At 62.3% G+C, this 17,059-nt stretch carries 24 protein-coding genes; 14 read left to right on the top strand and 10 right to left on the bottom strand.

Annotation, left to right across the window (positions count from 1 at the left end; translation table 11 throughout):
* Nucleotides 1–237: 237 nt before the first annotated feature.
* The 5 genes from V5N12_RS00870 to V5N12_RS00850 form a co-directional block, all read right to left on the bottom strand.
* Entirely contained in the window at nucleotides 238–921 is a 684-nt protein-coding gene (locus V5N12_RS00870; RefSeq protein WP_332897264.1) for a haloacid dehalogenase type II, read from the bottom strand.
* Between the two features lie 39 nt (nucleotides 922–960).
* Nucleotides 961–1,206 carry a hypothetical protein gene (locus tag V5N12_RS00865; protein WP_332897263.1) on the bottom strand — a complete coding sequence of 82 codons (246 nt, stop codon included), beginning with the start codon at nucleotides 1,204–1,206 and terminating at the stop codon, nucleotides 961–963.
* A 110-nt stretch (nucleotides 1,207–1,316) separates the two neighbouring features.
* A complete protein-coding gene (locus V5N12_RS00860; protein WP_332897262.1) occupies nucleotides 1,317–2,225 on the bottom strand; it encodes a winged helix-turn-helix domain-containing protein in 909 nt (302 codons plus the stop codon).
* 65 nt (nucleotides 2,226–2,290) lie between these two features.
* On the bottom strand, nucleotides 2,291–2,557 hold the full coding sequence (locus V5N12_RS00855) for a hypothetical protein (RefSeq protein WP_332897261.1): 267 nt from the start codon (nucleotides 2,555–2,557) through the stop codon (nucleotides 2,291–2,293).
* Nucleotides 2,558–2,654: 97 nt separating this feature from the next.
* Nucleotides 2,655–3,569 (bottom strand): ArsR/SmtB family transcription factor, encoded by a 915-nt coding sequence (locus tag V5N12_RS00850; protein WP_332897260.1) that lies wholly within the window; start codon nucleotides 3,567–3,569, stop codon nucleotides 2,655–2,657.
* 175 nt (nucleotides 3,570–3,744) lie between these two features.
* On the opposite strand from V5N12_RS00850, the gene V5N12_RS00845 reads away from it, so the two are divergent.
* The 10 genes from V5N12_RS00845 to rdgB all read left to right on the top strand — a co-directional run bounded on the left by V5N12_RS00845 (nucleotide 3,745) and on the right by rdgB (nucleotide 9,734).
* Nucleotides 3,745–4,977, top strand: coding sequence for a translation initiation factor IF-2 subunit gamma (locus V5N12_RS00845; RefSeq protein WP_332897259.1), 1,233 nt, complete (start codon nucleotides 3,745–3,747; stop codon nucleotides 4,975–4,977).
* A gap of 16 nt (nucleotides 4,978–4,993) precedes the next feature.
* Entirely contained in the window at nucleotides 4,994–5,362 is a 369-nt protein-coding gene (locus V5N12_RS00840) for a twitching motility protein PilT (protein WP_442904948.1), read from the top strand.
* A gap of 2 nt (nucleotides 5,363–5,364) precedes the next feature.
* Nucleotides 5,365–5,934, top strand: coding sequence for a DNA-directed RNA polymerase (locus tag V5N12_RS00835; protein WP_332897257.1), 570 nt, complete (start codon nucleotides 5,365–5,367; stop codon nucleotides 5,932–5,934).
* A 2-nt stretch (nucleotides 5,935–5,936) separates the two neighbouring features.
* On the top strand, nucleotides 5,937–6,137 hold the full coding sequence (gene spt4 / locus V5N12_RS00830; protein ID WP_332897256.1) for a transcription elongation factor subunit Spt4: 201 nt from the start codon (nucleotides 5,937–5,939) through the stop codon (nucleotides 6,135–6,137).
* On the top strand, nucleotides 6,137–6,688 hold the full coding sequence (locus V5N12_RS00825) for a GTP-dependent dephospho-CoA kinase family protein (RefSeq protein WP_332897255.1): 552 nt from the start codon (nucleotides 6,137–6,139) through the stop codon (nucleotides 6,686–6,688). Before spt4 ends, V5N12_RS00825 begins: the two co-directional genes overlap by 1 nt.
* A gap of 63 nt (nucleotides 6,689–6,751) precedes the next feature.
* On the top strand, nucleotides 6,752–7,069 hold the full coding sequence (locus V5N12_RS00820; protein WP_332897254.1) for a 30S ribosomal protein S24e: 318 nt from the start codon (nucleotides 6,752–6,754) through the stop codon (nucleotides 7,067–7,069).
* Nucleotides 7,070–7,204 (top strand): 30S ribosomal protein S27ae, encoded by a 135-nt coding sequence (locus V5N12_RS00815; RefSeq protein WP_332897253.1) that lies wholly within the window; start codon nucleotides 7,070–7,072, stop codon nucleotides 7,202–7,204. It abuts the gene before it with no gap.
* A 3-nt stretch (nucleotides 7,205–7,207) separates the two neighbouring features.
* Nucleotides 7,208–8,785 carry a bifunctional N(6)-L-threonylcarbamoyladenine synthase/serine/threonine protein kinase gene (locus V5N12_RS00810; protein ID WP_332897252.1) on the top strand — a complete coding sequence of 526 codons (1,578 nt, stop codon included), beginning with the start codon at nucleotides 7,208–7,210 and terminating at the stop codon, nucleotides 8,783–8,785.
* Between the two features lie 30 nt (nucleotides 8,786–8,815).
* Nucleotides 8,816–9,091 (top strand): DUF5808 domain-containing protein, encoded by a 276-nt coding sequence (locus tag V5N12_RS00805; protein ID WP_332897251.1) that lies wholly within the window; start codon nucleotides 8,816–8,818, stop codon nucleotides 9,089–9,091.
* 79 nt (nucleotides 9,092–9,170) lie between these two features.
* Nucleotides 9,171–9,734: an RdgB/HAM1 family non-canonical purine NTP pyrophosphatase gene (gene rdgB / locus V5N12_RS00800; protein WP_332897250.1), complete on the top strand. Its 564-nt coding sequence runs from the start codon at nucleotides 9,171–9,173 to the stop codon at nucleotides 9,732–9,734.
* Here the strand turns inward: rdgB and V5N12_RS00795 are convergent.
* Both V5N12_RS00795 and V5N12_RS00790 read right to left on the bottom strand, forming a co-directional pair.
* A complete protein-coding gene (locus V5N12_RS00795) occupies nucleotides 9,731–10,201 on the bottom strand; it encodes a DUF7384 family protein (protein ID WP_332897249.1) in 471 nt (156 codons plus the stop codon). The two genes, rdgB and V5N12_RS00795, sit on opposite strands and share 4 nt — an antisense overlap.
* A complete protein-coding gene (locus V5N12_RS00790) occupies nucleotides 10,194–11,399 on the bottom strand; it encodes a putative sulfate/molybdate transporter (protein WP_332897248.1) in 1,206 nt (401 codons plus the stop codon). The genes V5N12_RS00795 and V5N12_RS00790 overlap by 8 nt, the downstream gene beginning before the upstream one ends.
* A 141-nt stretch (nucleotides 11,400–11,540) precedes the next feature.
* Between V5N12_RS00790 and V5N12_RS00785 the strand changes: the two genes are divergently transcribed.
* Genes V5N12_RS00785 through V5N12_RS00775 form a run of 3 tightly spaced genes read left to right on the top strand, consistent with a single transcriptional unit; the run spans nucleotide 11,541 to nucleotide 13,966 of the window.
* Nucleotides 11,541–12,479: a substrate-binding domain-containing protein gene (locus V5N12_RS00785; RefSeq protein ID WP_332897247.1), complete on the top strand. Its 939-nt coding sequence runs from the start codon at nucleotides 11,541–11,543 to the stop codon at nucleotides 12,477–12,479.
* Nucleotides 12,480–12,527: 48 nt separating this feature from the next.
* Nucleotides 12,528–13,217 carry an ABC transporter permease gene (locus tag V5N12_RS00780; protein ID WP_332897246.1) on the top strand — a complete coding sequence of 230 codons (690 nt, stop codon included), beginning with the start codon at nucleotides 12,528–12,530 and terminating at the stop codon, nucleotides 13,215–13,217.
* Entirely contained in the window at nucleotides 13,214–13,966 is a 753-nt protein-coding gene (locus V5N12_RS00775; protein WP_332897245.1) for a phosphate ABC transporter ATP-binding protein, read from the top strand. Before V5N12_RS00780 ends, V5N12_RS00775 begins: the two co-directional genes overlap by 4 nt.
* On the opposite strand, the gene V5N12_RS00770 is transcribed toward V5N12_RS00775, so the two are convergent.
* Both V5N12_RS00770 and V5N12_RS00765 read right to left on the bottom strand, forming a co-directional pair.
* A complete protein-coding gene (locus V5N12_RS00770) occupies nucleotides 13,963–14,640 on the bottom strand; it encodes a potassium channel family protein (protein WP_332897244.1) in 678 nt (225 codons plus the stop codon). The two genes, V5N12_RS00775 and V5N12_RS00770, sit on opposite strands and share 4 nt — an antisense overlap.
* 410 nt (nucleotides 14,641–15,050) lie before the next feature.
* Nucleotides 15,051–15,356, bottom strand: a complete 306-nt coding sequence (locus V5N12_RS00765) for a DUF5789 family protein (protein WP_332897243.1) — start codon at nucleotides 15,354–15,356, stop codon at nucleotides 15,051–15,053.
* Between the two features lie 148 nt (nucleotides 15,357–15,504).
* Here V5N12_RS00765 and V5N12_RS00760 point away from each other — a divergent pair, with 148 nt between their 5' ends.
* Nucleotides 15,505–16,365, top strand: coding sequence for an alpha/beta fold hydrolase (locus tag V5N12_RS00760; protein WP_332897242.1), 861 nt, complete (start codon nucleotides 15,505–15,507; stop codon nucleotides 16,363–16,365).
* Here the strand turns inward: V5N12_RS00760 and V5N12_RS00755 are convergent.
* Complete coding sequence (locus V5N12_RS00755; RefSeq protein WP_332897241.1) at nucleotides 16,341–16,991, bottom strand: DUF3267 domain-containing protein; 651 nt, start codon at nucleotides 16,989–16,991, stop codon at nucleotides 16,341–16,343. The two genes, V5N12_RS00760 and V5N12_RS00755, sit on opposite strands and share 25 nt — an antisense overlap.
* Between the last annotated feature and the right edge of the window lie 68 nt (nucleotides 16,992–17,059).

Below are 17,059 nucleotides of genomic sequence, written 5' to 3'. Positions count from 1 at the left end.
CCCCTTTCAGTCCCGCCCCGTGGATTGTTCAATCAGGCTGTGGGCCGGGAGCGCGTCTCGTCGCGCGACCCGGGGAAGGGCAGGCGGGCCTGGTGGAATTGCAAAGGGCGAGATTCCTCGGCGAACCTGGACGACGAAAGCACCGCAGCGAAGCGAGGAGCGCAGCGAGGCCCGGGAGTCGAGGAATCGAGGGCTTTGCTGGGTCTTGTCTACTTCGCTATCTCCAATTTCGAACGTTTATACGCCCAGCTCCTCGGCCAGTTCGTAGAAGGTCTCAATCGTCAGGTCGGGGTCGCCACCGAAGGTCTCGTAGGGCGTGCCCTTCCGGTCAACCCACACGCCCTGCATCCCGGCGTGTTGTGCGCCCATCACATCGAACCACCCAGCAGAAACGTGGGCGATTTCCTTGATTGGGGTTCCCGTCCGCCCGGCGGCGTGGCGGTAGATTTCGGCGTCGGGTTTGAACGTCTCGACTTCGTGGGCGGAAATCGTATCAGAAAGCAGGTCGCCGATGTCGGCGTGGGAGACCATCGAGGCGAGCATTTCGGGGTTCCCGTTGGAGACGACGTAGCAGTCGTACCCGCCGTCGCGCAGGCGCTGGATGCCGTCGCGCACGTCGTCGAACACGTCGAGTTCGTGGTAGACGGCGAGAATCTCATCGCGCTCGTCGGTAGACATATCGACGCCGTTGACGTCCAGTGCGTACTGGAGGGCGTCGCGGTTCATCTCGTAGAAGGGCTGGTAGGCGTCAACGAAGTTCGCCACCATGGTGTACTCAATCGAGCGCGCTCGCCAGAGCTTCGAGACGGGCTCGGGGTCAGACACGCGGTCTGCGAGCGCCTGCTCTGCGGCGTCTACGTCGACGATTGTGCTGTACGAATCGAAGGTAACGGTCGTGACTCGGGCTGCGTCGAATGCCATGTCAGTGCATTGCAGGCCGAGTCACAGAACTGTTTTCCCTTATCGAGCGAGGAACGAGCCCACGGCCAACGGGAGTGCAAAGAGGCCAGCGACGCCGCCAACCCACAGCAACACGAACAGTGCCGGTGCAGGCAGGAGGGCTGTGGCGACCACGGCGACCGCGACGAGTGCCGCGAACGCGAGGGCCACCAGGAGCAGCGTGACCGCCGCGTCCACAGCAGCGTCTGCGGGCGTTCTCGGTGCAAGTCGGGTCGCGGATGACAGCTGTGAGTTGGATGCGGCCATGGGTCTTTTTCCTCAGGTGAGTAGAGGCACTATGTGACCATATATGATTCCTGAACTACATTTCTGTAAGCGGTCGTACTGAACCCTACTTCTGTAAAAATTTTGCCTGTTCAGGCGGTCGTCCGCGAGTCTGCGGGCGTGCCCGTCGGGAACGTTTCGACGTCGGTCACCGTCAGGTCGCCGTCCATGGTGACGCGCAGCTCCTCGTCGTCGAGCGGAATCGTCACGCGAATCGACCACGGGTCAGCAGAGAGAATGGTCGTGTGCACGTCTGAGACACACCACGCGAACTCCCAGTAGGGCGTCGCACAGAGGTCGATGCCGTGGGTGCGGTGGAAGGTGACCACGTCGGAGTGGTCGAGCAGTTTGAGCCCCGCAGTCGAGTGAATTCGGTGGTCACACTGGGCGCAGCGGTGTTCGACGCACAACTCGGCGGTTCCCTCGTCTTCTGCGCGCCGGAGCGTGGTTCCCATCTTCCCGTTGCACTCGGGGCAGACGCCGTCTGCGGCGAGACAGTGCAGGTGGCGCACGCGCTGGTTGAACGCGTCCATGACCTCCTCGCGGGTGCGGTCGTTCAGGCCGCCCGGCGGGAACGAATAGCGCGAGTGAATCCGCCCGCAGGCAGTGCAGTCGATGGTAATCTGTTCGTCGGCGTAGGCGGCTTGCAGGCCCGCGCCACACTCGGTGCAGGCACCGGAAATCCCAAACGGGGGGAGTTCCGGGTCTTCGTTGAACGAGCCTTCGAGGACGGCGCGAACCACTTTCTGTCCGGCGTGACGGAAGTCGTAGCCGCCCTCAGTTTTTGTGATGAAGTGGCCGGTGAGCTTCCCAAGGTGGTAGTTGAACTGTGCGGAGTCGCGCATGCCAACCGACCGTCGAAGGTCAGAGAACGTGACAGGCCGTTCGGGAGCCGTCCAGAGCGCTTCTAAGATGGCGAGGCGCGTCTCGTTTGCGATGGTAGAAAACGCCTCCGCGGGGGCGAGATACTCCTCACACTCCTGGATAGATGTTTCTTTCATTGTGTTAACAATTGTACCCCACCGCGAAAAAGGTTCAGTGAACGAATTTTTTGTAAGTTTTGTGACTATACGTCGACCGCGCCGACGACAAGTTTGACGGCGACAAAGGGCACGAGAACGAGGCCGCTTACGAGTGCGAGCATCCCGAGCACGAACACGGCGGGGGCGGGCAGCAGCGAGATGACCCCGAGGGCGAGCACGGCGAGGAGCGCGGCGAGTGCGAGGACAATCGTGCCAGTGCGGAGGAACGCGACCACCCGCTCAGTTGGCGTCCGAGTGGGTCTGCGGTAGGCGTACTGGGTGGCAGACAGGGTGCGAGCGTTGGTCTTCATGGACAGGTGAGTAAAGGACAGGGAGGGTAAAAAGAGTAATCTGAATTACATTTCTGTAAGCGATGGTACTGAAGTCTACTTCTGTCGAAAAACTGGGTTATTTGCTGGTGTACTGCTTCGTCCGCTCGACGGCAACCACGCTGATGTCGTCATCGACGGTCACGCGGAGTTCTTCGTCGCCGAGGGTGATGGCGACGCGAGCGCGCCACGGGTCGTCTGCGATGACCGTCGTGTGCTCGTCACCGACGCACCACGGTAACTCCCAGTAGGGGACGTTCCCGAGGTCGATGTCGTGGTCGCGGTAGAAGCTCACCACGTCGGGTTGGTAGAGGAGATTCATCCCGATGGCGGCCGTTACGTGTGACTGACACTGCACGCATTCGTGGCCCACGGCAATCTGGAGTTCGGGGAGACACTGTTGGCCGTCTACGAGCTTCGACTTCATCTGGCTGCCACACTCGGGGCAGACACCGTCTGCGGCGAGGCTGTAGAGGTGGCGCACCCAGCGGTTGTAGCTGTCCAGCATCTCCTTGTGGGTGCGCCCTTGGACGGCCGCGGGCGGGAACGGATAGCCGCTGTGGAGGCGTTCGCAGGCGGAACACCGCACGGCCAACACCTCGTCTGCGTAGCTCGCGACGAGCGGTTCGCCACACCCGACACAGGTTCCGGGAATCGAGAAGGGGTCGATGCTGATTTGGTCGGTAAACCGCCCCGAAATGAGCGTCCGGAGGACGTGTTTCCCGGCGTATGTGAGCTTGTAGCCGTCGTCGCTCTTGTGGACGAACCGACCGAGGAGCTGGCGCAGGTGGTAGTTGAACTGTGCAGAGTCTTTCATCCCAACCGCCCGATTGAGTTCGGTAAAGCTCACGTGGCGCGTTTCGGCCTCCCAGAGCGCTTCTAAGATGGCCAGTCGCGTCTCGTTCGAGATGGTGGCGAACACCTCTGCCGGTTCGGTTATCGGTGGGTCTGCCTGCTCGGCGGGAGCATCCTCTCGCGTGGGCTGAGATGACATACCAAAGCTACGCGACGAGATAGCTAAGGTCTTGCCTGAAAATTTTTTCAGTAGGTTTCGGGCAAACCCACAGCAGGCGGCCGGACGGCCGGAAACTCGCGAGCGCGCGTTGTAGCCCGAGAACAGTAGGTTTATGCGTCGCTCGGGGTGATTACTCTGTAAGATTACTCTCGAAATGACAGGGAAACATCAACAACCGGAGGTGAACATCGGACTCGTCGGCCACGTCGACCACGGAAAGACGACACTGGTCAGAGCGCTCTCAGGGGAGTGGACGGACCAGCACTCAGAGGAGATGAAGCGCGGAATCTCCATCCGACTCGGGTACGCGGACGCGACGTTCCGAAAGTGCCCCGGCGTCGAGGAACCGGAGTGTTACACCGTCAAGGAAGAGTGTGAAGACGGCACCGAAAGCGAACCGCTTCGCACGGTGTCGTTCGTGGACGCCCCCGGCCACGAGACACTCATGGCGACGATGCTCTCCGGTGCCGCCATCATGGACGGCGCGGTGTTGCTCGTGAGCGCCACCTCGCCCGTTCCACAGGCACAGACCGAAGAACACCTGATGGCGCTCGACATCATCGGCATCGACAACATCGTCATCGCCCAGAACAAGGTCGACCTCGTCGACGCAGACCAGGCCCGCGAGAACTACGAGCAGATAAAGGAGTTCACGAAGGGCACGGTCGCAGAAGACGCCCCGGTCGTCCCCATCAGCGCCCAACAGGAGGTCAACTTAGACCTGCTCATCCAGGCCATCGAAGAGGAAATCCCAACGCCCGAACGCGACCCGAGCGACGATGCCCGACTGCACATCGCGCGCAGTTTCGACATCAACCGCCCGGGGACGACGTGGGACAGCCTCACCGGTGGCGTCATCGGCGGCTCGCTCGTCGCGGGCGCGCTTGCAAACGGCCAAGACATCGAAATCCGCCCCGGCCGCGAGGTCGAAGAGGGCGGCCAGACCGAATGGCGGCCAATCACGACGAACGTCCGCTCGATTCAAGCGGGCGGCCAGTCGGTTGATTCGGCCACGCCTGGCGGCCTGCTCGGTGTCGGGACGGGACTCGACCCAAGCCTCACGAAAGGTGACGGCCTCGCTGGCCAAATCGCTGGCCCGCCGGGGTCGCTCCCGCCAACGCGCGAGGCCTTCGAGATGGACGTCGATCTCTTAGACCGCGTCGTCGGTGACGACGAGGACACGGTCGACGAAATTTCGACGGGCGAACCGCTCATGATGACGGTCGGCACGGCCACGACGGTCGGTGCCGTGACGAGCGCTCGCGCGGGCGAGTGTGAAGTTCGCCTGAAACGGCCGGTCTGTGCGGCCGCCGGTGCGAAAGTCGCCATCAACCGCCGTGTCGGCGCGCGCTGGCGACTCATCGGCGTCGGGACAATCACGGAATAGGATGACGACGGTGCTCATGGACGCAAACGCACTGATGATGCCGGTCGAACTCGACGTGCGCGTGTTCGACGAACTCGACCGGTTGCTCGGTGACGTGCGCCTCGTGACGCCCGAAGCGGTCGTCGACGAGCTAGAAAAGCTCTCGACGGGCGCGGGCCGCGAGGCGGTTGCGGCGAGCGTGGGGACAGACCTCGCGCGTGAGCGCTGTCGACTCCTCACCCACGACGAATCGTATGCAGACGACGCCATTGTCGCACTCGCAACAGCCGGCGAGTGCGACTACGTCGTCACGAACGACGGACCTCTGAAACGGCGGTTGCTGGCCGCCTGCGTACCAGTAATTGGTATAAGGGGCCGGAACAAACTGGCAATCACTCGACCATAAGTATGTACAAACGGGTCAGACTCAAGGACACGGTTGAGGTTCCACCGCGGCATCTCGCAGACGTGTCTCCACAACTGGTAAAGCAGCTTCTGCAAGACAAGCTCGAAGGACGAATGGACGAAGACGTGGGCAGCGTCGTCAGCGTGACGAAAGTCCACGAAATCGGCGACGGGGCGGTCATTCCGAACAAGCCCGGCGTCTACTACGAGGCGGATTTCGACGCCGTCACGTACGACCCACAGATGCAGGAAGTCGTCGATGGGGAAGTCGTGGAAGTCGTCAACTTCGGGGCGTTCATCGGCATCGGCCCCGTCGACGGCCTGCTCCACGTTTCCCAGATTTCAGACGAGTACCTCGCCTTCGACGACGAGAACCAACAGCTCGCCTCGCGTGAGTCCAACCGCACCCTCGGTGTTGGGGACTCCGTTCGCGCGCGCATCGTCACGAAGAGCATCGACGAACGCAACCCACGCGACAGCAAGATTGGCCTCACGGCCAAGCAGGTCGGCCTTGGCAAACACGGCTGGCTGAAAGAGGAACGCGAGAGCCGGCAGGCCGCCGCAGGTGAATAACCATGGCGAAAAAGCGGAAAGTGTGCCGTGACTGCCACCGCGTCCTCGAAGTCGCCGATGGCGACGTCTGCCCGGACTGTGGCTCTACGAGCCTCACCGAAGACTGGGCGGGCTACGTCGTCATCTCCCACCCGGAGCAAAGCGACATCGCAAAAGAGATGGGCGTCACCAGCCCCGGCGCCTACGCACTGAAGGTTCGATAGTGCCAGCAGACGCCGTCCTCACGCTCCCTGAGGAACTGCGGTCGGCGTTCAAAGACCCGCTTGGCTCGCTGTTTACTGACGCAGATGCGCTGCTCGCGGCGGCAGGAGAGCCGCTCATTGCGGTTGGCGACATCGTCACCTACCACCTCACCCAGGCCGGCGTCATCCCCGACGTGGCGGTCATCGACGGGAAGACGAAACGCACGGCGGTGGATGCAGCCATCTCCGAGGCCATCGGTGGCTACGACTGCCGCTACGAAGTCGAGAATCCCGCAGCGACGCTCTCGCTCGACTTGCTGTCGGTGCTGCATGCGGCCATCGACGCCCCCGAGACGGCGGTCATCGTGGTCGAGGGAGAAGAGGACTTAGCGACGCTCCCGGCGCTCGTCGCCGCGCCGGAGGGTGCGAGCGTGGTGTACGGCCAGCCAGACGAGGGGATGGTGCTCGTCACGGTCACGCCAGAGGTCCGCCATCGCATGCGGGGGCTGCTTTCGCAAATGACCGGTGACCACGCCGCGGCGTGGGCAGCGCTCGGCGTTGACGCCGAATAAGCCGCCAGTCCCTTCGAAATCCTTTTAGCCGGTTCGCCGCCAAATCCCTGTAACTGAGTTACCATGGATATCACAATCCTCGAAGAATCGGAAAACCCGATGCTTCACCGAACAGACGTTCGCTTCGAAATTCTCCACGATGAGGCCACGCCGTCGCGCCTCTCCGTCCGCGACAGTCTCGCGGCCAAACTGAACAAAGACGCCTCCGAAGTCGTCGTCCGCAAGATGGACACGAAGTTCGGCATGCGCAAGACGCGCGGCCTCGCAAAGGTGTACGACAGCCCCGAGTTCGCCCGCGAAGTCGAACACGAGCACATGCTCGAACGCAACAAAATCCTCGCAGGCGAAGACGACGCGGACGCCGAGGCGGAGGAAGCATAGATGTCCCGCTACGAGATTTACAACGACGATGGCACGACCGACCACGAGATGTGCCCAAGCTGTGGCGACGCATTCCTCGCAGAACACAGTGACCGCACCCACTGTGGCCGCTGTGGCTTCACCGAGTGGAAATAGGGAATGCGCGTTCTCGGTATCGAAGGCACCGCGTGGGCGGCGAGCGCGGCGGTTCACGACACCGAGACGGATTCGACGACAATTGTCTCAGACCCGTATCAACCGGCGTCGGGTGGCATTCACCCGCGCGAAGCCGCAGAACACATGGCGAGTGCCATCCCTCGCGTCGTCCGCGAGGTGCTCGCAGACACAGGTGGGCCTGTAGACTACGTCGCCTTCTCGCGGGGCCCCGGCCTCGGTCCGTGTCTCAGAATCGTCGGCACGGCCGCTCGCTCGCTGTCACAGGCCCTTTCCGTCCCGCTCGTCGGCGTCAACCACATGGTGGCGCACTTAGAAATCGGCCGCCACCAGTCGGGTTTTGACTCGCCGGTCTGTCTCAACGCGAGCGGCGCGAACGCCCATCTGCTTGGCTTCCACAACGGCCGCTATCAGGTGCTCGGGGAGACGATGGACACCGGCGTCGGCAACGCCATCGACAAGTTCTCCCGGCACGTCGGCTGGTCGCACCCCGGCGGTCCGAAGGTCGAAAAATACGCAGACGGCGGCGAGCTCATCGACCTGCCCTACGTCGTGAAGGGGATGGACTTCTCGTTTTCCGGCATCATGAGCGCCGCGAAACAGGCCTACGACGACGGTGCACAGATAGAAGACGTGTGTTTCTCTCTGCAGGAGAACATCTTCGGGATGCTCACCGAAGTCGCAGAGCGTGCGCTCTCGCTGACGGGGAGCAACGAACTCGTCCTCGGCGGTGGCGTCGCCCAGAACGCCCGCTTACAGGAGATGCTCCGGACGATGTGCGAAGCGCGCGGTGCGGATTTCTATGCGCCCGACCCCCGATTCCTCCGCGACAACGCGGGCATGATTGCGGTGCTCGGCGCGACGATGGCCGCCGCGGGTGACACCATCGCAATCGAGGAGTCGGCGGTGAACTCGGACTTTCGCCCCGACCAAGTCGAGGTGACGTGGCGCGAAAACGAGAGCGTCGCCGTGGTGGGAGAAACGGGCCGCGAACTCGTCGGGGCGGAGGCGACCGTCACCGTCTCTGGCGACCGCGTCGTGAAACGCCGCCTGCCTAAGAACTACCGCCACCCCGACCTCGATGCCCACCTCCGCAAGACGCGGACGGTACAGGAAGCGCGTCTGTTCAGCGAAGCGCGCAGACACGGCGTGCCGACGCCGGTCGTTTACGACGTGGACGTGCGGGAAGGTGCGCTCACCCTCGAACACGTCGGCGAGGGTGACTTGAGCGACGACCTAACTCCCGCACGGGTCCGTGACGTTGGCGAACACCTCGCCGCGCTCCATCGGGGGGGCTTCGTCCACGGCGACCCGACGACGCGAAACGTGCGCGTTGGCGCGTACACCTACCTCATCGACTTCGGTCTCGGCTTCTACACCGACCACATTGAGGACTACGCGATGGATCTCCACGTCTTCCACCAGAGTCTGACGGGCACGGCACGCGACCCCGCGCCGCTCCGGGAGGCCTTCGAGGCGGGCTATCGCGCGGCGGGTGACGAGCGCGTCCTCACGCAGTTGCGCGAAATCGAAGGGCGGGGACGCTATCAGCAGAGCCACTAGTTCCTTAACCCTCCCCTGCGTAGTAGACGTATGGCTGACAAACCATCGTCCGGTGAGATACTGGGGATTCCGTACAACTTCGAACGCCCGAGCGTAAAGCGCATGCTCCAGTCGTACTGGCAACCCGGCGAGGAGATGCTCGTAGAGAAGCCATTCGGCATCGGCTACACGCTGAACCTCGCGAACTGGCGCTCGTGGATTGTCCTCGCCGTCGTCGGTGGCATGCTCTATCTCGAACGCGGTAAGGGCAGCGAGAAAGACGCGAAAAAAGCAGACGACGGCCCCGTCGAAGTCATCGTCGATTAGGCGGTTTTTGCCATCATTTCCTTGCCAGCACGCACCACCAGTCGATAGGCTATTTTCACCCCGCCGCTAGCCTTCGCGCATGCTCAGATTCGTCACCGGGAACGCGGGGAAACTCAAAGAGGCGCAACACTATCTCACCGACCCAATCGAGCAGGTTGAGTACGACTACACCGAAATCCAGAGCGATAGCCTCGCGGACATCGCCGTCCACGGCGCGAAAGAAGCGTTCGACCACCTCGACGGTGATGACCCGCTCATCGTCGACGACACCGGACTCTTCATCGACACGCTTGGCGGCTTTCCCGGCCCGTATTCGGCCTACGTCGAGGACACGGTCGGCGTCGAACGCGTCTGGAAGCTCACCGAGTTGGAGGAGAATCGCCGCGCCCGGTTTCGCACCATCGTCGCCTACTACGACGGCGAGCGCGCAGAGACCTTCGAGGGGAGCATCCGCGGGCGTATCGTCGCGCCCCGAGGCGACGACGGCTTCGGCTACGACCCTATCTTCGAACACAACGGCGTGACGCTCGCGGAGATGGACATAGACCAGAAAAACTCGATTAGCCACCGCGGGCGTGCGCTCGCCAAATTCGCAGAGTGGTTCAGCGCAGACGGCGAGTGGAATCCGGGCGTGCCTGACTAGGCGCGCGGGTCGCGGTCGGGGCCGGGATACTCCCCGCCGACCACCACCTCGTAGAGCGACTGTGGGTCGAACAGTTTGGCGAAGGCGTCGGGGTGTTTGACGCTCGTTTTCACGCGCTTTTGCATGGCCGCACCCGCCTTTGCGCTTCGCAAGCCCTCGTCGAACGAGAGGATGTGGGCGGCCTGCCCGTGGTAGGCGGAGGCGAGCGCGCGGTGGTCGTGGCCGGGTTGTTCGACCCGCACGCGAAGCGTTTCGATTTTCTCGCGCCAGTCTGTGGCTAACGCTTCGTCTGCGAGGCGAGCGATGGTGGCTTCTGCGTCGTCCAGCAGCTCGTCGGTCGCCACCAACTCGACCCACGAGTGGCGTCGAATGTGATCAAGGGCGTCGCGTGCGGAACCACCGACGAGCAGGTCGGCGGCGAGTACGTCCGCGTCTGCGACGACGCGGGCGGGATTCGGCTTACTCATCGCGCACCTTCGTGAGGGTGTCGCGCACGTCTTGTTCTGCAATGTCGTAGGATTCTGCGCGCTCGAAGAGGGACGCCCAGCTCATACCCGCTCTTACTCCCGGCGGGCGAAAACCGTTACGCGACCTGTCGAGCAGCCACCAGCCCACGACGCCGGCGACGAAGGCGACGCCGACGCCGAAGACGAGGCCGACTACGCCAACTGCCACTGTCACGGGCAGGTGGTCTGAGTCGAACGACACCGCGCCTAACTGGACGGCGACGACGACGAGCAACACGCCCAACAGCGCCATCGGGAAGCCAACGAGGACGCCCGCGACGAGCGCGGTGAGTCCATAGAGTACGCCGAGTATCACGTTCGAGCCGCCGGTTCGCGCCCCGAAGGCGTACTTTCCGGCGAGGCCGCCGGAGCCGTGACACATCGGGAGGCCGCCGAGCGGGACGGCGAGCAGGTTCATAGAGCCCATGCTCGTGGCGAGGTCGTCTGCGGACACGTCGCGGTCGAACAGGTCTGAGAGCAACAGCGAGGTGGCGACGGCGGCGTTGCCAACCGTCATCGCCAGTTGGCCGGCCATCCCTTCTGTGGCCGCAAGGGAGAACGTGGGCGGGGCGACGGGAAAGAGCGAGAGCGAGGGAATCGTTACGGAAATCGGGGTTTGTGAAACCGCGAGAATGCCGCCAACGGCGAGGACGACGAGCGCACTCGCCCGGGCGTAGCCGCTGAGAGCGACGACGCCGACGATGGCAAGTCCGACGAACGCCATGGGGAGGTCACCCCCGCCGAGGGCGAGTCCGGCTTCTGCGAGCAGGAGGGCGACGGCGAGTTGGATACCGCGGATGACGGGCAGGCCAACCACGGTTGAGAGCCGCGAGAGCAAGCCTGCCTGCCCTGCGACGAGCAAGATACCGCCTGCGAGCAGGCCCGCGGCGAGGAGTTCGCCGTGGGTGATGGCTCCGGCGATGGCGAGTCCGGCGAGTGCCTTCATCGGTTCGACCGAGAGCGGAACGCCGTAGTAGACGCCCCAGACGACCTGAAACAGGCCGAAGAACAGCAACATGTGGGCGAGTGAGGCGTCGGTGAGCATCCCGAGCGCGACGATGAGCGGGAGGGCCGTAATCGAATCTCCTAACGCGCCGGTCAGTTCACCGGTCGTGAATTTCACCGAGGACTCGGTGGTCGTTGCGTACCTAATCGCCATCCACCTAGATGATTTACTCGAACTGGCTTCATTCTTCCCAGTAAACGAAAGTCAGAACACTCGATTGGAAAAATAACTAATTTACGTTACGTTAGCACGCCAAGGTTTAATGCGCGAGTTGCCTTCGGTACAGCCAGACACATGCAACGACGACGGTTCCTCCAAGCCGCCGGCGCGGGTGCAGTACTCGCATTCAGTGGCTGTCTCAGCAACGACGACTCGAACGGCGGAGCGCAAACGACCACGTCCGGCGAGGGGTCGATGGGTGGTGCCACAGGCGACACCGAACTGGTACTCGCGACGACCACCTCGACGTACGACTCCGGCCTCTTAGACGAACTCAACTCCGCGTTCGAAGACCGCTTTGGCGTCACCATCAAGACGCTCCCGAAAGGGACGGGCGCGAGCCTGCGAACCGCCGAAGACGGCGACGCGGACCTCGTACTCGTCCACGCTCGCGGCGCAGAAGACGAGTTCTTAGAACAGGGCTATGGGGTGAACCGCCGCGACGTGATGTACAACGACTTCGTTATCGTCGGTCCGAGCGACGACCCCGCCGGTATCTCGGGAATGGGAAGCGCGACCGACGCCCTCGCCACGATTGCGAGCGAGCAGGCGACGTTCGTTTCCCGGGGCGACGACTCGGGGACGCACAAGAAAGAACAGGCCCTGTGGGAACAGTCTCCGGGCGAACCCGGCGGGACGTGGTACCAGTCCATCGGGAAGGGAATGGGCGACACGCTGGTGCAAGCAGACCAGAGCGGGGCGTACACGCTTGCAGACCGCGGCACGTACCTCTCGATGCAAGCCGACATCGGCCTCGAAATCATGGTACAAGGCCCACTCAAGGGCGGCCCGGAGATTCTGAAAAATCCGTACGGCGTCATCGCGGTGAACCCGGCGAAGTACCCCGACGTGAACTACGCGATGGCGATGGCGTACATCGGGTTCATCACCGGCCCCGAAGGCCAGTCACTCATCGAGAACTACACCGCGAACGGCGAACAGTTGTTCTACCCGAACGCGCTCGCAGAAGACCCAAACTTCGGCGAGTACGTCCCCGAAGACTACGAGGGATAAATCGGGCCACTCGTGGCCTTTTAGTCGCCTCCCACCCGAGGACAGCACGTGTTAGAGAGTTTCGCTGACCTAAACTGGCGCTATCTGGTCAGCATCATCGTCGTCTCGCTGCAAGTGAGTACGACTGCCGTCGTGGTGAGCACCCTGCTCAGCCTCCCGATCGCCTTCGGCGTGAGTTTCAATCGCTTCCCCGGAAGGGGAGTGGTCACGTCGATTATCAACACCGGCATGGGTTTTCCGAGCGTCGTCGTCGGGTTGCTCGTGTTGCTCTTGCTCTCTAACTCCGGCCCGCTTGGCAGTCTCGACCTCCTGTTCACCATCGAGGCGATGGTCATCTCGCAGGTCATCCTCGCCACGCCGGTCATCACGAGCGTCACGCTCTCTGCGCTCTCGGGCGTCGAGCAATCGGTCAAAGACGCCGCCTACGCGAGCGGCGGCACCCGGTTCGATGTCGCCCTCGTCGTCATCAAAGAAGCCCGCTACGGCATCGTGACGGCCATCCTCGCGGGCTACGGGCGGGCCATCAGCGAAGTCGGGTCGGTGCTCATCGTCGGGGGGAACATCGTCCTTTCCGATGGAACGTCGCTCACGAGTACGCTGACGACGGCCATCACCGTCGAAGCCCGCAGGGGACGCTACGAGACCGGCATCGCGCTCGGCGTCGTATTGCTCGTCCTCGTGCTCGGCGTGAACGCACTCGGCGCGTGGGTGCGCGACCGTGGGCGGTGGGACGCATGATTCACGCCCGCTCGCTCTCACACGGATTCGACGGAAGCGACGTGCTCACAGAAATCTCGCTCGACGTGCATCCTGGCGAGGTGCTCGCCATCGTCGGCCCCTCAGGAACGGGAAAAACCACGCTGTTGCGTCTGCTCGGACTGTTCCATCCACCACAGGCTGGCGAGGTGCTCGTCGATGACGAAAACGTCTGGTCGCTCACCCGCGAAGCACGCCTCGCGGCCAGACGGCGCATCGGGATGGTGTTCCAAGACCGGAGCCTGTTCAGCACAACCGTCGCCAAGAACGCGGCCTACGGCCTCGAGGTGCGCCAGCCGTGGCCAACGCGGCTCAAACACGCGTTGACTCGCGAGCAACCGCCGCCCGCGGTGCTCGATGCGCTCGACACCGTTGGCATGCGCGACAAGGTGAGTCAGCACGCGCGCGGGCTGTCTGCGGGCGAAGCCCAGCGCGTCGCCTTCGCGCGGGCGCTCGCGGTCGAACCCGACGTGCTGTTGCTCGACGAACCCACCTCGAACCTCGACCCGCGAAACACCGCCCTGCTCGAAGAAGCGGTCACCCGGGCGCGTGACCGCGGTATCGGCGTCGTCATCGCGACTCACGACATGCAACAAGCGCGGCGCGTTTCAGACCAAACTGCGGTGCTGTTGGGTGGTGCGTGTATCGAGTACGGAGACACCGAACGGGTGTTCGAGCGCCCACACGACGAGCGGGCGCGAAAATTCATCACCGGCGAACTCGTGTACTAGCTCGCAGGCGCCTTTCGGTCGGGGCCGAGCAGGACGCTTTTTACGGCTTCCATGTCACCGACTTCCGCGATGATGGAGACGCGGTCACCCGGCTGGATGACGGTCTGTGGCAACGGAATTGTTTGTGACTTGTGCGCTCGGCCGTGGGCGTAGAGCACGGCTCCCTCGGGAAGGTCGATTTCGCTCACGTGCAGGTCGATGATGGGCGAATCCTCCGGCAGCGAGAAGCTGGCGAGCGAGAGGTCTGCGGTGAGGTCTGCGATGATGTTGAAATCCCCGCCAAGCAAGGCGTTTTTCGCCCCGATTGCACCGAGGCGCTCGGGGTAGATGATTTCGTCTACGTCCGCGGCGTACTTCTCGTAAATCTCCTCGCGGTAGTCCTCATCGATGCGCATGACCGTCCTGCAGCCGTGGTTCGCGGCGACGATGCACGCGGCGTAGTTCACGTTCAAGTCACCAGAGAGGCCGCCAAAGGCGTCTGCGGAGCCGAGGTCGGCCTGGTCGAGGACGGCTTCGTCCATCGCGTCACCCTCGATGACGGTAAAGCCCTCCTCGCGCGCCCGGTCACACTTTTTCGCGTCGATTTCGACGATGGTGACGTCGTGGCCCTCCTCTTTCAAGATGCGCGCCGTTCGGTGCCCCACACGCCCAAATCCTACAATCACATACCTCATCGGGGCTTCATACGTCGGCTGGCGTAAAAACGTTAGTTACTGTCTATCATGCTGTGGCTGCCCATTTCGTTCCCACCTGCAGTGTGTGTCGCAGCGATTTGGCGTAAACCGGCCGAATTCAGGTAGGTGATTAGTTAATTTCACAAAACACGACACTAGATATAAGGTCATACATCGACAATAACCTGCAGGGGGTGGGACGCGGTGACTGCGCGACGAACCTCGGTAGCCTGGTTCGTTGCACGCCGCCCTGCACTGCCGCCAGGCTCTGGGGTTCTGGCGGCGGTTCCCGCTCTTCCGTTCACGGCGACACGGCGTCCACGTCCGTCATCACAAAGGTTCGTGGGTTGCGTGTCCATTCCGGTTCCACCCCTCCGTACCACCCGACTGCGTAGCTAATGGCTCGGCCGTTAGAACGACTGGTCTTCTTCGTCCGTTGGTTCCCCATCCGCCTCAGGGTCGCTCGTCCCGCGGTCAGTGTAGCCTTTCCTGCCAATGTACTCCTCGGGCAGATTCGCTTGGACCGACTCGAACAGCTCCTCTGGGGAGTCGTACTCCTCTTCTTCGAGGTGGCTGAGAACCTCTGAAATGGTCATCTCGTCTTCCGTGTTTGCGGATTCGAGCTTGGTGTCTCCGACCTCGCTACGGACGGTCTCGAGGTCTGTTGGATAGTCGAGTTCGTCTTCGAGGTACTCCAGCAGTTCGTGAACGTCCATACAGTAGAATGGCGAGCCAGGCGTTTCGGTGTTGTGGCAGTCTGGATGCCACTGTCATGTCTCCCCAGACTGGCTAGAAACGCCGTCTCATATCGTCGTATGGCCTGTCTGAACTAGCTTCATCTCCTCACGAGTAGCTAACTCAACTATGGCCACTGTTCAAACGAACGACATTCTGACCTATTACGAGGAGGTCGGTGACGGCCCACCGCTTGTGTTCATCCACGGCGCGATCGTCGACCACAACCAGTGGACGCCGCAGGTCGACGCGCTCAGCGACGTTTTCCGAACCATCGTCTATGACGTACGAGGCCACGGGCGAACTGGCGGCTCGGCCACGGATGCCTACTCAATTGACCTCTTCGCTGACGACCTTGACGCCCTCATCACGGCGTTGAACCTCGAAAAACCCATTCTCTCTGGCCACTCGACAGGTGGTTGCATTGCGCAAGTGTATGCGGCCCGGTATCCAGACAAGATATCCGGGCTCATTCTTGCCGACACCTTCATGCCAGAACTGCTCACACGCGGCGAATGGTTCCAGCGCTCTGTGATGTTGAAAGCAACTATTCCACCGGTTCGACTCATTGGTTACGAACGCGTCGAGAAAGCGATGGTGTGGTTCCAAGAACGGCTCTCTGCGGGCGCGAGTGGTAATTACGAGAACATCGAACAGCTCCGTAGAGCGGGGCCGAAAATGGAAACCAACGAGTTCGCAAAGGTGATCCGCGCGGTCGCCAGCTTCCACGAGACCAACATCGATTTCTCAGCAATCACCGTCCCGACGCTCGTTCTCTACGGCGAACACGAACCACCGTTCTTGCGCCGTCACGCCCCGAAATTGGGCGCTGAAATTGCGAATGCAGTGGTTCGCGAGGTGCCCGGTGCCGGACACGCCTCGAACCTCGACAACCCAGAGTTCTTCGCGGGAGCGATGCGGGCGTTTTTCACCCGAGAAGGGCTCCACTCTGGAGCCACGGGGCTTCAGGACAGCCCCGATTCAGGGTAAAAGACGTAGGAGTTTCGAGTATCGCTATCGTAGAGGAGTGTGCCAGCGGGCATTCGAAGAAGTCGAGCAATGAGATACAGGTCACCTGCCGCACCCGCGGTGTTGAACAACAGCCCGATGAACGCCCCAAACGCGAGGAGTGGACTCGGCGCAAACAACAGTGGCACAAAGAGCAGCGTCAACACGCAGAGCGGTGCAGCACCAACGACGAGATTATCCTCTCGTTTCTGGAACTGATGGAATGGGCAGGCGTAGAATGCGCCCAGCTGTGGCACCATGCCATAGGAGACGCGATAGCCCCGAAGCCGATAGACAAGCCCGTGGACGAACTCGTGGAGCACCGTCGTAATTCCAATCGAAGCGACCAACGCAACCGCCACCCCACTTGACCGAATCGTGAACGAGACGCTCGTCGGTGTCTCCTGGAACTCGAATATCGTCGCCAATCTTTCGGCACCCTGTGCCTGCCAGAGGAGGCTTCCGAACACGAGTGCAGCGACTGGCAAGACGACGAGTACGATCCCGAGCAGTATCGGTAGCGAGTACCGAAATTCGGTCGGTTCCCGATAGCCTGCTGGCGTTGTCGGAACGAGTGTGTCCGACGGTTCATGTTCACTCAGTGGCATTCTCTCACCACTGTTCGCCTCCAACTAATGTATAGACCCCAGCGGGCGGGTGACGATTGTTCGGACCG

The organism is Haladaptatus sp. CMSO5 (assembly GCF_036689885.1).
Lineage (GTDB): Archaea > Halobacteriota > Halobacteria > Halobacteriales > Halococcaceae > QDMS2.
The sequence above is the reverse complement of the archived record's forward strand: the minus strand, read 5'-3'. Positions and strand labels throughout refer to the sequence as shown.

Excerpts from the sequence above, each read along its gene's own strand:
- V5N12_RS00870 (WP_332897264.1), bottom strand. The coding sequence starts at position 921 with ATGGCATTCGACGCAGCCCGAGTCACGACCGTTACCTTCGATTCGTAC.
- V5N12_RS00865 (WP_332897263.1), bottom strand. The coding sequence starts at position 1,206 with ATGGCCGCATCCAACTCACAGCTGTCATCCGCGACCCGACTTGCACCG.
- V5N12_RS00860 (WP_332897262.1), bottom strand. The coding sequence starts at position 2,225 with ATGAAAGAAACATCTATCCAGGAGTGTGAGGAGTATCTCGCCCCCGCG.
- V5N12_RS00855 (WP_332897261.1), bottom strand. The coding sequence starts at position 2,557 with ATGAAGACCAACGCTCGCACCCTGTCTGCCACCCAGTACGCCTACCGC.
- V5N12_RS00850 (WP_332897260.1), bottom strand. The coding sequence starts at position 3,569 with ATGTCATCTCAGCCCACGCGAGAGGATGCTCCCGCCGAGCAGGCAGAC.
- V5N12_RS00845 (WP_332897259.1), top strand. The coding sequence starts at position 3,745 with ATGACAGGGAAACATCAACAACCGGAGGTGAACATCGGACTCGTCGGC.
- V5N12_RS00840 (WP_442904948.1), top strand. The coding sequence starts at position 4,994 with ATGGACGCAAACGCACTGATGATGCCGGTCGAACTCGACGTGCGCGTG.
- V5N12_RS00835 (WP_332897257.1), top strand. The coding sequence starts at position 5,365 with ATGTACAAACGGGTCAGACTCAAGGACACGGTTGAGGTTCCACCGCGG.
- spt4 (WP_332897256.1), top strand. The coding sequence starts at position 5,937 with ATGGCGAAAAAGCGGAAAGTGTGCCGTGACTGCCACCGCGTCCTCGAA.
- V5N12_RS00820 (WP_332897254.1), top strand. The coding sequence starts at position 6,752 with ATGGATATCACAATCCTCGAAGAATCGGAAAACCCGATGCTTCACCGA.
- V5N12_RS00815 (WP_332897253.1), top strand. The coding sequence starts at position 7,070 with ATGTCCCGCTACGAGATTTACAACGACGATGGCACGACCGACCACGAG.
- V5N12_RS00810 (WP_332897252.1), top strand. The coding sequence starts at position 7,208 with ATGCGCGTTCTCGGTATCGAAGGCACCGCGTGGGCGGCGAGCGCGGCG.
- V5N12_RS00805 (WP_332897251.1), top strand. The coding sequence starts at position 8,816 with ATGGCTGACAAACCATCGTCCGGTGAGATACTGGGGATTCCGTACAAC.
- rdgB (WP_332897250.1), top strand. The coding sequence starts at position 9,171 with ATGCTCAGATTCGTCACCGGGAACGCGGGGAAACTCAAAGAGGCGCAA.
- V5N12_RS00795 (WP_332897249.1), bottom strand. The coding sequence starts at position 10,201 with ATGAGTAAGCCGAATCCCGCCCGCGTCGTCGCAGACGCGGACGTACTC.
- V5N12_RS00790 (WP_332897248.1), bottom strand. The coding sequence starts at position 11,399 with ATGGCGATTAGGTACGCAACGACCACCGAGTCCTCGGTGAAATTCACG.
- V5N12_RS00785 (WP_332897247.1), top strand. The coding sequence starts at position 11,541 with ATGCAACGACGACGGTTCCTCCAAGCCGCCGGCGCGGGTGCAGTACTC.
- V5N12_RS00775 (WP_332897245.1), top strand. The coding sequence starts at position 13,214 with ATGATTCACGCCCGCTCGCTCTCACACGGATTCGACGGAAGCGACGTG.
- V5N12_RS00770 (WP_332897244.1), bottom strand. The coding sequence starts at position 14,640 with ATGAGGTATGTGATTGTAGGATTTGGGCGTGTGGGGCACCGAACGGCG.
- V5N12_RS00765 (WP_332897243.1), bottom strand. The coding sequence starts at position 15,356 with ATGGACGTTCACGAACTGCTGGAGTACCTCGAAGACGAACTCGACTAT.
- V5N12_RS00760 (WP_332897242.1), top strand. The coding sequence starts at position 15,505 with ATGGCCACTGTTCAAACGAACGACATTCTGACCTATTACGAGGAGGTC.
- V5N12_RS00755 (WP_332897241.1), bottom strand. The coding sequence starts at position 16,991 with ATGCCACTGAGTGAACATGAACCGTCGGACACACTCGTTCCGACAACG.